This window comes from Aeromonas enterica, from assembly GCF_054052465.1.
This window is the reverse complement of record NZ_JBSTYL010000027.1, coordinates 1-13905: the sequence shown is the minus strand read 5'-3', so window position 1 is coordinate 13905 and position 13905 is coordinate 1. Positions and strand designations below refer to the sequence as shown.

Here is a 13905-nt window from a genome sequence, read left to right as displayed (position 1 = left end):
GTCCTGACAAGGTGATTCCCCCCCCCTCTCTTGCCATCATTTGGCTCTGCCGCCACACTCCTTGTAGCTAGCTGCTTTCCGCCACCAGCCAGGACAAGGAGCCCACCATGACAGAACCGCTGACGCTGGCCTATGCCAAAGGCCGTTCCCTCTCCCTGCTGCCCGCCATGGCCAACCGTCACGGTCTCATCACGGGCGCCACGGGCACGGGCAAAACCGTCACCCTGCAGGTGCTGGCAGAGGGGTTCTCCCGCCTCGGGGTGCCGGTCTTTCTGGCGGACGTAAAGGGTGATCTCAGTGGACTGGGTGCCGCCGGCACCCCATCCAGCAAGCTGGATGCGCGTCTGGCCCAGCTCGCCATTCCAGCTCCCGCCTTTGCCGCCAGCCCCACCCTGTGCTGGGATCTGTTTGCCGAGCAGGGGCACCCGGTGCGGGCCACCGTCTCCGACATGGGCCCCCTGCTACTGGCCCGTTTGCTCGGCCTCAACGATATCCAGAGCGGGGTGCTGGAGCTGGTGTTCAAGGTGGCGGACGACGAGGGCCTGCTGCTGCTCGACCTCAAAGACTTGCGTGCCATAGTGCAGTTTGCCGGGGAAAACGCCAAATCCCTGACCACCCGCTATGGCAATGTGTCGACCGCCTCCATCGGCGCCATCCTGCGCAATCTGCTCACCCTGGAGAGCGCGGGGGGCGATCACTTCTTCGGCGAGCCCATGCTGGACATTCAGGATCTGTTGCAGACCGACGAAGCCGGTCACGGCCACATCAATGTGCTGGCGGCGAGCAAGCTGACCCAGTCCAGCCGGCTCTATGCCTGCTTCCTGCTCTGGCTGTTGTCGGAACTGTTCGAGCAATTGCCCGAGGTGGGCGACCCGGACAAGCCGGTGCTGGTATTCTTCTTCGACGAGGCCCATCTGTTGTTCAACGATGCCCCCAGGGCGCTGCTGGAGAAGATAGAGCTGGTGGTGCGGCTCATCCGCTCGAAAGGAGTCGGCGTCTACTTCGTGACCCAGAGCCCGGCCGATATTCCCGACAGCGTGCAGGGACAGCTCGGCAACCGGGTACAGCACGCGCTGCGCGCCTTCACCCCGAGCGATCAAAAAGCGGTACGGATCGCCGCCAACACCCTGCGCGCCAACCCGGCCTTCGATGCGGCCGGCGTCATCACCGAACTGGGGGTGGGCGAGGCCCTGGTCTCATTGCTCGATGAAAAGGGGCGCCCGAACGTGGTGGAGCGCGCCTTCATAGCACCGCCCGCCAGCCGCATCGGGCCCTTGAGCGAGGCCGAGCGGCAGGCACTCATTCAGGGCTCCCTGCTGCACGGCCGCTACGAGACGCCGGAGGATCGCGAGTCTGCTTTCGAGCGGCTCAACAGCGGCAAGGTGACAACCACTGGCGAGCAAGGCCGCGAACAGTCATCCAGCGGGGAAGGCGGCCTGCTCGATGCCCTCAATGGCATCCTGTTTGGCCACACCGGCCCCCGTGGAGGCCAGCACGACGGCGTGGTGCAGACCGCAGCCAAGAGCGTGGCTCGCACCATAGGCAGCGAGGTGGGACGCCAGCTGGTACGCGGGGTACTCGGCTCCCTGCTGGGGGGCAACAAGCGACGCCGCTGAGGGACAAACCGCAGGAATGAAAAAGCCCGCCGGGTCTCCCCGGCGGGCTTTTTACGGCTCAGGCAACATCACCTACGCAAACACTCAGCCATCACGGCTGGAGCATCACAGCACCTTGGCGATGGCGTCACACAGCGGATCTATGTTGGCGCGGGTGATCCCGGCCACGCTGATCCGGCCTGAACCAACGATGTAGATGGCAAACTCGCTCTTGAGGCGCTCAACCTGATCCTTGGAGAGACTGGAGAAGGAGAACATGCCGTTCTGCTCGCGAATGAAGCTGAAGTCCTGGCTCACACCGAGGGCCGCCAGCTTCTCCACCAGCAGCTCGCGCATCTCGCGAATGCGCACCCGCATGGCAGCCACCTCTTCCACCCACTCGGCATAGAGGGCCGGATCGCTCACCACGGCGGTGACGACGGCGGCGCCGTGTGACGGCGGGTTGGAGTAGTTGGCTCGGATGACGGTCTTGACCTGGGTGAAGGCCACGTCAGCGATCGCCTTGGTCGCGCTGACCAGGGTGAAGGCGCCGACCCGTTCATTGTAGAGGCCGAAGTTCTTGGAAAAAGAGCTCGCCACCAGCAGCTCGTCGTGACACTCGGCGAAGATGCGAAGGCCCTCGGCATCCTCTTCGATACCACGGGCAAAGCCCTGATAGGCGAAGTCAAACAGCGGCAGCCAGCCGGCAGCGGCACTCTGTTTGGCCAGGGCGCGCCACTGTTCGGTAGTCGGATCGATACCGGTCGGGTTGTGGCAGCATCCGTGCAGCAGCACCAGCTCACCAGCCTGCACGTCACTGAGCGACGCCTGCATGGCGGCAAAGTCGAGCCCCTTGGTGGCGGCGTCGTAGTACTTGTACCACTTGACGGTCAAACCGGCAGCCTGGAACACGCTGACGTGGTTGGCCCAGGTGGGATCGGAGATCCAGATGGTCTTGGCCAGACCATTGCGCACCACGAACTCGGCGGCGATGCGCAGAGCACCGGTGCCGCCCGGCGCCTGGGCCGTCTTGGCGCGGCCGCTGGTGATCAAGGCGGAGTCCTGTCCGAACAGCAGTTGCTGCACTATGCGGCCGTATTCGATATTGCCTTCGATACCGAGGTAGTTCTTGGTCTTCTCGCCAGTGAGCAGCTTCTGCTCGGCTTTCTTGACGCAGTGAAGGATAGGGGTGGCACCGGTCTCATCCTTGTAGATCCCGACCCCCAGATTGATCTTGTGGCTGCGAGAGTCAGCGCGGAAGGCTTCGGTCAGGCCCAGGATCGGATCCGCTGGGGCGGCAACAACCTTTTCAAACATGGTATTCCCTGTATTCCGTTGAGTTCGTTGGGTGGCAAAGCGTGTCGGCAAACCGTCTGTGACACACGAAAGCGCCCGTTTGGCGAGCGCTTCGTCAACTCTTTATATCATCGCGCTCAATGGGGGAAAACCGCTTTCTCAACGACATCTGCGGCAATATCAACCGACCGCATGCCACTCTGGCGCCAGCGCGCACACCTCGGCAGACAAGCCACTATTGGACTCAACCAAACCGCTACAAACTGCTAACAATGAGCGGGGGATCCGGCTTGGTTCCCAGGGGCGGGAATCGGCCAGCGGCAGGGCATAAGCCGCCATGATGGGTGCAAGCGCGGTAGGCTGCCACCAGCTGGCCGGGCGACCCAAGCGCTGGGCCAGCGTCAATGTCCGATCCACACCGGCGGGATCGAGTGAGGTGAGGTGGCTCCACTGTACATTGGGCGGCAGGGCGGCCACGACCTGTTGCAAGGCGACTTGCGCCGTCGTGGGCGCCCATACCAGCAGGGAGCCGGCACAGAGCGCCAGCTCGGCAAAGGCACCGACGCTGTCGGTGGTGATCACCCGCTCGATATTCCCCTCTCCCCACAGGATCTTGCCAAGCCCGGCCAGGGTACGCTCAGGCAAGGCCAGTTCCCCCAATGCCTGCAACCAGGGGGCCGCATCGAGCAGGGTACCGCCGCTGAAAAACAGGCTGAAGGGCTGCGGCGCACGCAAGCGCAGCAGCTGATCGGCGCAGAGCCGAATGCCCTTGTCCTCGAAATCGATCTGCTCGTTGGGGCTGAAGGTTGCCTCCGGTTTGCGATAGAGCGCAGCCAGTACTCGCTCATTGACTCGCTCACCAAGCTGCCAGCCATGGGCCTGCAACCACTCTTCGGGCGCCGGCGGGGCTGTGGCTATCTCGGCCAACATCAGCTCACGGGTCAGATAGCGCCGCCCGGCCGGGGTCAGCTCATAGTGGTGGTTGCCAAGGGCGAGCAGTAACTGGTTGTCCTTGAGCAGGCCTACCAGCGGCAGATACTGGCGAGCCCGGATCACCAGGGGGGAGTGATCCAATAGCTGGCGGGCCAGTTCCCGCCATTGCGGGTGACTGAAGTCAATCAAGCGTCGTCCTTCCCTGTTGGTCGAGCGTCCTTCAACGAGTTGAATAATCTAGCGATTCGCTGACGAAGAGCCAAGGATAAAAAAGAGACAACGTGAACTGGCGCAGGCCAAAGAGGTCAAGGGGAGTGATTAACGCGGGCGGAAGCGGGCAATGAAATGACAGGCAGCAGATAAAACAAAACGGCCAAGCAAGCTTGGCCGTTTATCAACTAAATCAGTGCTAAGACTGGATTAGAAGTTGTATTGCAGGGCAACAGTGAACTCGTCATCCAGCTTGTCGATACCCTGGATTTTGTACTCGGTGTAGGCTTTCAGCTTGGAAGTGAAAGCGTACTGTACGCCCAGCAGGGTTTCGTCAACGATGTCTTGGTACTCGGCACCAGCTTTGTTGGAAGCAGCTTTACCTTCAGTGAAGTTGTAACCAGCCAAGAAGGTCCAAGCATCAACGTTGTAGGAAGCAGCCAACTCGTAGCCACGGCCCTTGTCCTTGTCACCACCGGTGGTGGTGTCGTAGCTCAGATCTGCTTGGGTGTAGACACCGGCGAAGTAGAAGCCGTTGATGGCGTAGTGTGCACCCAGTGCCCACTCTTTCTTGTCACCGGTGTTGTTGGTTCCGGCGTTTTCCAGATCGGAGTAGGCGTAACCAGCGTTCAGGCCCAGACCGAAGTCGAAGTCATAACCGGCTGCGGCGGCATAACCGTAGTTACGCTTAACATCCTTGCCATACACCGCGTTTTCTTTGATGCCTTGACCAACATCGGTAACTTTGACGGCCTTGTCATCATTGGTTTGATAGGACAGTTTACCTTTGAAGCCACCGTAGGTGTTGGAGTAGATGACCTGACCTTCTTGACGACCGTCATAGAAGTTACCTACATCGCCCCACTCGTTGAAGATATCGGTCGGTTCCAGCACGTCGTAGAAGGCGGTGTCGGTCTGACCGAAGATGATCTTACCGTACTGGGTGCCGTCGAAACCAACATAGATGTGACGGGAGTCGAACTTGTTAGCAGAGTTTTCAGCAGAAACTTGCCACTCGGTCTTGGCGATACCGGACCAAGTGTTGTTCAAGGCAATCTTGCCGGACCAACCCAGACGGGAAGAGCCGATCAGTTCACCATCAACGTCCTCATAATGAGCAGGAGTGCCCGGTTTAATTCCTGGCTGACCGTTAACAATCCCCAAGGAAGGGTCGGTAGCAGCTACAGATTTGTTGTGGTCACCGTAGTAGTTAGCTTGTACACGGCCGTATACGTCAAAAGTGGTACCGTCTTTGTCATAAACCACTGCGGCGTTAGCTGCAGATGCAAACAGAGCCGGGATAGCAATAGCCAGAATTGTCTTTTTCATAGTTTCCAATGCCTACTGTAATTAAACACTAAGTTGTTGTTATTCCCTGTGTTAGCGATGTTCTTTGCATCACTATGGAGCCCGAGACTAGCACCGGGTTTTCCAATCCGCAATGAAAAAACTTGGAACTTTTTACGAAAAGCATAGTCACAGCGGAAAAATTGTGACCTGAATCCCACATTGTTTGCACGCCTTGGGAAAACGTTTACAGCGATAATGGCTGGCTTTAGCGGCCCATGCTGGTGATTTATCGCACAGTAACGAGGGCCCGCCTTATAAATAGAAGAAGAGGTCCGATCTGTGCGTTGCACCATGCCTCGACCCGGGTTGGCAGTTACGGGTATCCTGTCCCTCTTCTCCCCCGCAACGGTCTTTTCTTTCATGCTGTCTACCCGCCTCAAAGCCGCCATTCGCAATACCTATCGTCAGATCGCCGATGGTTTACCCGGTTTTGTGCCGCGCAAGGAGCAGAATTTTCTGGTGGCAGAGATAGCCAAGACCCTGACAGGGGAATATGACAAGCAGCGTCGCATCCTGGTGGCGGAGGCGGGGACCGGCATCGGCAAATCCCTCTCCTATGCCCAGGGTGCCATCCCGGTGGCACGCCTGACCCAGAAGAAGCTGGTGATCTCCACCGCTACCGTCGCGTTGCAGGAGCAGCTGATCCACAAGGACCTGCCCTTTTATCACCGCCACAGTGAACTGCCGTTTCGTTTCATGCTGGTCAAGGGGCGCCAGCGCTACTGCTGCGAACATCTGCTTGAACAAGCGGCAAGCGGCACCGAGATGGCCAACTTCGAGCTCGATTTCGGTAGCTTAAGCAAGCACAAACCGTCAGATTCAGACAAGGACCGTTATCAGGCGCTGTGGCAGGCCTATACGGACGGAAAATGGGATGGCGACCGGGACAACTGGCCCAAGCCCATTCCGGATCTGTGCTGGGATCGCATCGCCGCCGACCGCCACACCTGCAACAAGGCGCTGAGCCATCATCAACACTGCCCCTTCCACCGTGCCCGCAACGACATGGATGCTGCCGATGTGCTGGTGGTGAACCATGCCCTGCTGCTCTCCGATCTTACCATGGGCGGGGGCATCATATTGCCGCCCCCCGATGAGTGTCTCTATGTACTGGACGAGGCCCATCACCTGCCCACCATAGCCCGGGACCACGGCGCCGCCTCGGCCAGCGTAAAGGGCTCCCGTCGCTGGCTGGAAAAACTGGCGCAAAGTGCCGGCAAGCTGGCCAGGACGCTGAACAAAGACAGTCTGCTCGATCCCCAACTCAAACTGCAGGATGCGCTGGCCTCCCTGCAACCGGACCTGAAGGCGCTTGAGCAGTGGCTCAGCGCCAACGACCGGTTGTTCAATGGCGAGGCGCACTATCGATTCGCCGAAGGTGTGCTGCCAGACCCCCTGCCCATACTGGCGGAAAACCTGAAAGAGGCGAGCAAGAAGGCACTGCGAGCACTCGACCGCATGCAGGGCGCCATTGGCGAGGCATTGAAGGATGGCGAGATCCGGCGCAAAGAGGCCGAACCCCTGTTGGCAGAGAGCGGCTTCTACCTGCAGCGGCTGGAGAGTTTCTGTGCCCTGTGGGAGATGCTGGGACGCCATGTGCCCGAGGGCAAGACCCCGCTCGCCCGCTGGATGGCCAAGAGCGATGACGGTGACATCTGGCTGCACGCCTCCCCCATCGAAGTAGGGTATCTGCTGGAGGAGTGGCTCTGGTCCAGGTGTCTGGGCGCCGTGCTGGTGTCGGCCACTCTGACCGCCCTCTCGTCGTTCAGCTATTTTCGCCATCAGGTGGGGCTGAAGGAGCACGACGGCACCCGTTATCTGCGACTGCGCTCACCGTTTGACTACCAGAAAGCCGAGCTTTACCTGCCCAAAATGGAGCATGAGCCCAGCTCCCCGGCCTTCACCCAGGAACTCATCAGCGCCCTTCCCCGCCTGCTGGCCGGCAAGGAGGCGAGCCTGGTGCTCTTCTCCTCCTACCGGCAGATGAACGAGGTGGCGGTGGGGCTACGCGCCAAGGGGCTCTCCTTGCTGGTACAGGGAGAAGCGTCCCGCAATGCCCTGCTCACGTTGCACAAGCAAAAGTGCGATGGTGGTCAGGCCAGCATATTGTTTGGCACCGGCAGCTTCTCGGAGGGGCTGGACTTGCCCGGCCACTACCTCACCAACCTGGTGATCACCAAGCTGCCCTTTGCGGTGCCCAACTCGCCGGTAGAAGAGGCCACCGCCGAGTGGGTCGAGAAACGGGGCGGCAACCCCTTCTTGCAGCTGACGGTGCCGGAAGCTTCCCGCAAGCTCATTCAGGCCTGCGGTCGCCTCATTCGCAAGGAAGCAGACAGGGGCCGGGTCACCATACTCGACCGGCGTCTGCTGACCAAGCGCTACGGCAAGGGGCTGCTCGATGCCTTGCCGCCGTTCAGCCGCCGGATTGAATAAGGCCGCCTCACCCACGCGGGCAGAGCACGCAGAGTTGACCTTCATTCAACAAAAGAGACGCCGACCAAGGCAAAAAAGGGCCCATACACGCCTATTGCTGCCCTTGAGCAAACCTGTAAAAATGAGCCCCTGTTTTTCAGTGGGCACTCGCCTGACTGTTCAAGGAGATGAAATGAAACTGACTGTTCTGGTGCCGGCTCTGGCTGGTCTGTTGTGGGCAGGTAGTGCCCTGGCCGATGCCCAATTGGAAGTCACCAATCCTTATGTCGTACAGTTGATCGATGGTCAGTCCATCAATCCCAAAGTACTCGACAAGACCAACACCTTCCCCATCAAGGCTGGCAAGCATCAACTGGTCGTCGCTTTCGAAGGCAACTACTCCAGCCGCAGCGACATCAAGCTGGTGACCGCCGAACCGCTGGTGATCAACTTCACCGCCGCCGACAACCAGAAACTGGTGCTGGACTACAAAAAACCGCGCAACGAAACCGAAGCCAAACAGTTCGTCAAGGATCAAAAAGTGGTCCTGAAAGACAAGAGCAGCGGCCAAGTCGTGGCCAGCGAGCTGTTCGTGCTGCCGAAAGTCGAAGGCTTCCAGCTGACCCGTGACTACCAGCAGGAACTGCTGAACATGGGCAAGGCCTTCAACCAGCCCACGACGGTCGCCGTCTCTACCGCCGCCGTCATGGCCGCCGCCAGCGCACCGGTACAAGTTGCACCGAGCAAAGCACAGAGCAATCCGGAAGCCCTGACCCAGCTGCAAAACTGGTACAACAAGGCTGATGCGGAAACCCGCAAAGCCTTCCAGATCTGGGTCATCCAGCAACAGTAATGGCGCATTGAATGCCATTTTGTGCAGAAAAAGGGGGGCTTGGCCTCCCTTTTTTACATCCGTTCAGGCCTTGCCACCATATCACTGCGCATCTTCTACCACCCTCATTACTCCTCCCTGACACTTCCCGCACGTCACCGATTTCCGCTGGCCAAGTATCAGGCACTATTCGAAATCCTCACCAGCCTTGGCTATCCGTTGGCAGAAGCTCCCGCCGCAAGTCGCGAGCAGATAGTGCGGGTCCATGATGCCGAATATGTCAATGCAGTCCTTGGCGGCACACTCGACGATCGCGCCATTCGCCAGCTCGGTTTTCCCTGGTCAGCCCGACTCATCGAGCGCACCCTGCGCTCGGTCGGCGCCACGCTCGCAGCCAGCCGTCACGCACTGGAACAGGGTTGTGGACTGCAAATATCCGGGGGTTACCACCACGCCCATCGGGCTCATGGCAGCGGATTTTGCCTGTTCAACGATCTGGTGATTGCCGCCCAAACGTGTCTCGACGAAGGGCGCTGCGAGCGGGTGCTGATTGTGGATCTCGATGTTCATCAGGGGGATGGCAGCGCGGCCCTGTGCAGTGGTCGGCGCGACATCATCACCCTTTCCCTGCACGGGGAGCACAACTTCCCCCGTCACAAACCCGCATCCCACATGGACTTTGCCCTACCGAGTGGCATGGAGGACGATGCCTACCTCGCCACGCTGGAACAGGCGCTTACCCTGGCGCAGCGCCTCTACTCACCCGACCTCATCCTCTATCAGGCCGGCGTGGATGTGCATCGGGATGATGAGCTCGGATATCTGTCGCTCAGCGATGCTGGCGTACGTCAACGAGATACCATGGTGTTTGACCATGCCATTCAGCATGGGCTGCCCATCGTGGCCGTGCCGGGCGGTGGTTATCGTCGAGACTGGTCGCAGTTGCTCCCGCTGCACATGTCGCTGTTTGAGGAAGCACGCAAGCACTTTGCCTAATACGTTGCTCTGCGCCCATGAAAAAAAAGAGGCGCCCTGTGGGTCGCCTCTTCTTTTTACTTCATCCGAATAACGCGGTAATCGCCTGATTAGGCTTATCCAATCGAACGGCCCGAGCGGTATCGAAACAAAAGGTGAAGACCTACTTTTGACGCTTTTTGGCGTACTTGCGACGGGCCCGCGCCTGGCGCTCGTCTTCACGTTCGGCCTTCTCTTTGGCCTTCTGCGCCGCATCCTCTTCGGCCGCCACTATCTCGGCGCTCACCATCTCGGGGGTTTCCAGCGAGATGCGACCCAAGAAGCCTGCTCGGAACTCGTTGACCAGGATCTCGGACGCCTTGTGCAGGTCGGCCAGCCCCCCCTTGCGCATGAAAGCGCGCTGGCGGGCGATCAGCTCCAGCAGCTCGATCTCGGTTTCCGGCAGCTCGGCTATCTGATAGCGCGCCTTGACGCGCTCCGGATAGGCCTTGATGAAGTAATCGGCGGCGAACATGGCGATGTCGGCGTAGTCGAAGACGGTGTCCTTGATGGCCGCGGTGATCGCCAGTCGATAACCGCAGGAGGGCGGGTTCAGCTTGGGCCACAAAAAGCCTGGGGTATCGGTCAGGATGACGTTGTTGTCGAGCTTGATCCGCTGCTGGGACTTGGTCACCCCCGCCTCGTTGCCAGTCCGGGCTATGATGCGGCCTGCCAGGGTATTGATCAGGGTGGATTTGCCCACATTGGGGATCCCCATGATCATGGCGCGTACCCCACGCAGCTCCAGATTGCGCTCCGGCAGCATCTCATGGCACAGGTTCAGCAGCTGCTTGATCTTCTCCGGCTCCTGCTGAGTCAGGGGAAGGGCCTTGATCCCCTTCTCTTTTTCCATATGAGCCACCCACAGCGCCGTGATCTCGGGGTCGGCGAGATCGGCCTTGTTCAGCACCTTGATCACAGGGGTATCACCGCGCAACTCGGGCACCAGCGGGTTTTCGCTGGAGAAGGGGATGCGGGCGTCGAGCATCTCTATGATGACATCGACCTGGGGCATGACCTCTGCAATCTCTTTGCGGGCCTTGTGCATGTGGCCGGGGAACCAGTTGATGGACATATCCGTTACTCTCTGTAGGGGCTGCGGGCGCTGGCTTGCTATATCACGAGCGGCGGGCAATGGCGGACGTCAGGCGTCGCAAGGGGGCGCATTTTACCTGCCGCTGACCCGATTTGACAGGCTATTCTAGCCCCATGAGTGCAAACCACCAAGGATCCCGCCCCCTGGTCGCCAGTGCGACCTCAAGCGAAATTCTCCTGAAATCTACAAGTAACCTTTTGATATAACATCACATTTAATTCATACCTTCACTGGAATGTCATCGATAACCACTAAAATTGTCATCTCCTGCCTCTAGGCTGCGCTCAGGTTTTACAAGGAGCGAACCACAATGAGAAACATGGCAGGACTTGCATTGATGATCGGCGCCGCCCTGGCTGCTGGTTGCAACTCCAACAACGACAGCACCCTACCCGACCCCAGTGCCAAAAACGTCATCTTCTTCCTCGGCGATGGCATGGGCCTCAATACCCTGACCGCCGCCCGCATCTACGGCGTTGGCGAGGAGGGCAGTCTCACCATGGATACCCTGCCGGAGACGGCGTTCATCAAAACCTTCTCCCACGACTCCCAAGTCACCGATTCAGCCCCCTCCATGTCGGCCTACATGACAGGGGTCAAGAGCAACAACGGCGTCATCAGCATGGACAGCGAGGCTACCTATGAAAGTGACTGCAGCAAGAGTACCGGCAAGCCGGTCACCACACTGCTGGAACTGGCCAAGGCCGATGGCCGCGGCACCGGTATCGTCACCAGCACCCGGGTCACCCACGCCACCCCGGCCGCCACCTATGCCCATATCTGCAACCGGGATCTGGAAAATGACATCGCCGCCCAGCTGGTACCGGGTGGCGTCGGTTACAACGGCGCCCTGAAAGAGGGACTGGACGTGGTGCTCGGCGGTGGCAGCAGCTTCTTTCTGCCAACAGCCGACAAGGGCAAGCGGGAGGATGGTCGTAACCTCATCAGCGAGATGCAGGCCAAGGGCTACCAGTTTGCCAGCAACCTGGACGAGCTGAACAAGGCCGACGCGGGCAAGCCGCTGCTGGGATTGTTTGGTGCAAGCCACATGAAATATGACCTGGACAGACCGGCTAGCGAACCATCACTGGCCCAGATGACCCAGGCCGCCATCAAGCAGCTCAAGGATAAAGAGAAGGGTTACTTCCTGATGGTAGAAGGGGGACGTATCGATCACGCCCTGCACGACACCAACGCCAAACGCGCCCTGCAGGATACGCTGGCCTTCGACAACGCCATCAAGGCCGCCATCGATGAAGTGAAAAAGACCGACCCCGAGCTGAAAAACACGCTGATCGTGGTCACCGCCGACCATGACCACACGCTGGTGCTCAACGGCTACGCCAAACGCACCGGCAAGACCACGGCCGACAACCCGGGCGTGCTCGGGCTGGTGAAGAACTACGAGACTGGCGAACCGAGCAAGGATGCCGATGGCATGCCCTACACCATCATCGGCTTTGGCAACGGCTACAACCGGGTGGATGGCCCGCGCAGCAGCGTCGCAGCGCTGGATGATGCGACCGTCTCCGCCAACGACTATCACCAGGAAGTGGTGGTCAAGGTGGGCGAGATAGGTAGCGAGACCCATGGCGGTACCGACGTCTTCCTCGGCGCCATCGGCCAGGGAGCAGACAGCTTCCATGGCTCACTCGACAACACCGCCGTCTTTGGCAAGGTCAAGGCTGCAGCCAAGCTGTAAGGAGCATTCCCATGAAAAAAACCACCAAATACCACAAAACCCTCGTCTGCTCTGCTCTGCTCGCAGCACTCGGTTCCGTTACCCAGGCGCAGGCCGCGGACGCCAAGAACGTGATCCTGTTTATCGGTGATGGGATGGGCCCCACCGTGCTCACCGCCACTCGCCTGTTCAAGGTGGGGGAAGAGGGCAACCTGGAGATGATGAAGCTGTCACGCAGTGCCCGCATCAAGACCTTTTCCAATGATGCCCAGACCACGGATTCGGCTCCCTCCATGGCGGCCTACACCACCGGGGTCAAGATGAACAACGAGGTGATCGCCATGAGCAGCGACACCAAGGCGGTCGCTCCCGGCAAGGATGCCAACGGCAACAAGGGTATCAACAACTGTACCAGCGACAACGGCACGCCTGTGCCCAGCATATTGGAGCTGGCCAAGGCGGCGGGCAAGTCGGTTGGCGCCGTCACCACCACCGAGCTGACCCATGCCACCCCGGCCGCAACCTATGCCCATATCTGCCACCGGGATGCCGCCTATGCCATCGCCGAACAGGCGGTACCGGGCGGCGCCGGCTTCAACGCCGCGCTCGGTGACGGGGTGGACGTGCTGATGGGGGGCGGGGCCAATCACTGGACCCCCTACAGCGCCAGCAACAAGGGCGGCCGCGCCGATGGCCGGGATCTGACCGCCGAGCTGACCGCTCAGGGGTACAGTTACGTCACCACCCAGAGCGATCTGGCCAAGGTCGAGAGTGGCAAGCTGCTCGGCCTGTTCAGTACCAAGTCCCACCTCGACTACGAGCTGGACCGCGTCGCCAAGGGGGCGGCGAATACCCAGCCGTCCCTGTCGGAGATGACGGCCAAGGCCATCGATCTCCTGAGCCAGAACAGCCAGGGCTACTTCCTGATGGTGGAAGGGGGACGTATCGATCACGCCCTGCACGGCACCAATGCCAAACGTTCCCTCACCGATGCGGTGGCGCTGGATGACGCAGTCAAGACGGCGCTGGGCAAGGTGGATTTGAGCGATACCTTGATCGTGGTCACCGCCGACCATGACCACACCATGACCATCAACGGCTACTCAGCCAAGGGCAACAAGGTACTGGATCTGGTCAAGAACGCCGACGGCTCGACCCAGAACGACGTGGATGGCAAACCCTTCACGACGCTGGTGTTCGGCAACGGCCCCAACCGCCCCGACGTGCGCGCCACTCTCACCAGTGATAAGGTAATGGCGGATGACTACCTGCAGGAGACAGGCGTCAAGCTGGGTTCCGAGACACACGGTGGCGGCGATGTGATGCTGTTCGCGGACGGTGCAGGCAGCAGCCGTTTCAAGGGCACGCTCGACAATACCCGAGTGTTCGGCAAACTGCGGGAGGCGCTCGGCCTATAAGCTGCAGGGGCCCCGGGTGGGGGACCCCGGGCCCCGCGGGGTTGGGGCGGACAACAAGGTTTCGGTTT

General features: G+C 60.0%; 10 protein-coding genes. 6 read left to right on the top strand and 4 right to left on the bottom strand.

Going from position 1 to position 13905, the window contains the following annotated elements; genetic code table 11:
• Positions 1–107: 107 nt before the first annotated feature.
• Positions 108–1616 (top strand): helicase HerA-like domain-containing protein, encoded by a 1509-nt coding sequence (locus ACW5XD_RS20470; protein ID WP_456496468.1) that lies wholly within the window; start codon positions 108–110, stop codon positions 1614–1616.
• Positions 1617–1721: 105 nt separating this feature from the next.
• Here the strand turns inward: ACW5XD_RS20470 and ACW5XD_RS20465 are convergent, their stop codons facing one another.
• The 3 genes from ACW5XD_RS20465 to ACW5XD_RS20455 form a co-directional block, all read right to left on the bottom strand.
• Positions 1722–2912: an amino acid aminotransferase gene (locus ACW5XD_RS20465; protein ID WP_456496467.1), complete on the bottom strand. Its 1191-nt coding sequence runs from the start codon at positions 2910–2912 to the stop codon at positions 1722–1724.
• Between the two features lie 159 nt (positions 2913–3071).
• Entirely contained in the window at positions 3072–4013 is a 942-nt protein-coding gene (locus ACW5XD_RS20460; RefSeq protein WP_456496466.1) for a hypothetical protein, read from the bottom strand.
• A gap of 231 nt (positions 4014–4244) precedes the next feature.
• Complete coding sequence (locus tag ACW5XD_RS20455; protein WP_456496465.1) at positions 4245–5363, bottom strand: porin; 1119 nt, start codon at positions 5361–5363, stop codon at positions 4245–4247.
• A 381-nt stretch (positions 5364–5744) separates the two neighbouring features.
• Between ACW5XD_RS20455 and dinG the strand changes: the two genes are divergently transcribed.
• The 3 genes from dinG (at position 5745) to ACW5XD_RS20440 (ending at position 9624) form a co-directional block, all read left to right on the top strand.
• Positions 5745–7817 (top strand): ATP-dependent DNA helicase DinG, encoded by a 2073-nt coding sequence (dinG, locus tag ACW5XD_RS20450; RefSeq protein WP_456496464.1) that lies wholly within the window; start codon positions 5745–5747, stop codon positions 7815–7817.
• A gap of 172 nt (positions 7818–7989) precedes the next feature.
• A complete protein-coding gene (locus ACW5XD_RS20445; protein WP_456496463.1) occupies positions 7990–8649 on the top strand; it encodes a YccT family protein in 660 nt (219 codons plus the stop codon).
• Between the two features lie 78 nt (positions 8650–8727).
• On the top strand, positions 8728–9624 hold the full coding sequence (locus tag ACW5XD_RS20440; protein WP_456496492.1) for a histone deacetylase family protein: 897 nt from the start codon (positions 8728–8730) through the stop codon (positions 9622–9624).
• 142 nt (positions 9625–9766) lie between these two features.
• On the opposite strand, the gene ylqF is transcribed toward ACW5XD_RS20440, so the two are convergent.
• Positions 9767–10717, bottom strand: a complete 951-nt coding sequence (ylqF, locus tag ACW5XD_RS20435; protein WP_456496462.1) for a ribosome biogenesis GTPase YlqF — start codon at positions 10715–10717, stop codon at positions 9767–9769.
• Between the two features lie 331 nt (positions 10718–11048).
• Here ylqF and ACW5XD_RS20430 point away from each other — a divergent pair, with 331 nt between their 5' ends.
• Both ACW5XD_RS20430 and ACW5XD_RS20425 read left to right on the top strand, forming a co-directional pair.
• Positions 11049–12440, top strand: a complete 1392-nt coding sequence (locus ACW5XD_RS20430; RefSeq protein WP_456496461.1) for an alkaline phosphatase — start codon at positions 11049–11051, stop codon at positions 12438–12440.
• A gap of 11 nt (positions 12441–12451) precedes the next feature.
• On the top strand, positions 12452–13837 hold the full coding sequence (locus ACW5XD_RS20425; protein WP_456496460.1) for an alkaline phosphatase: 1386 nt from the start codon (positions 12452–12454) through the stop codon (positions 13835–13837).
• Positions 13838–13905 lie beyond the last annotated feature (68 nt).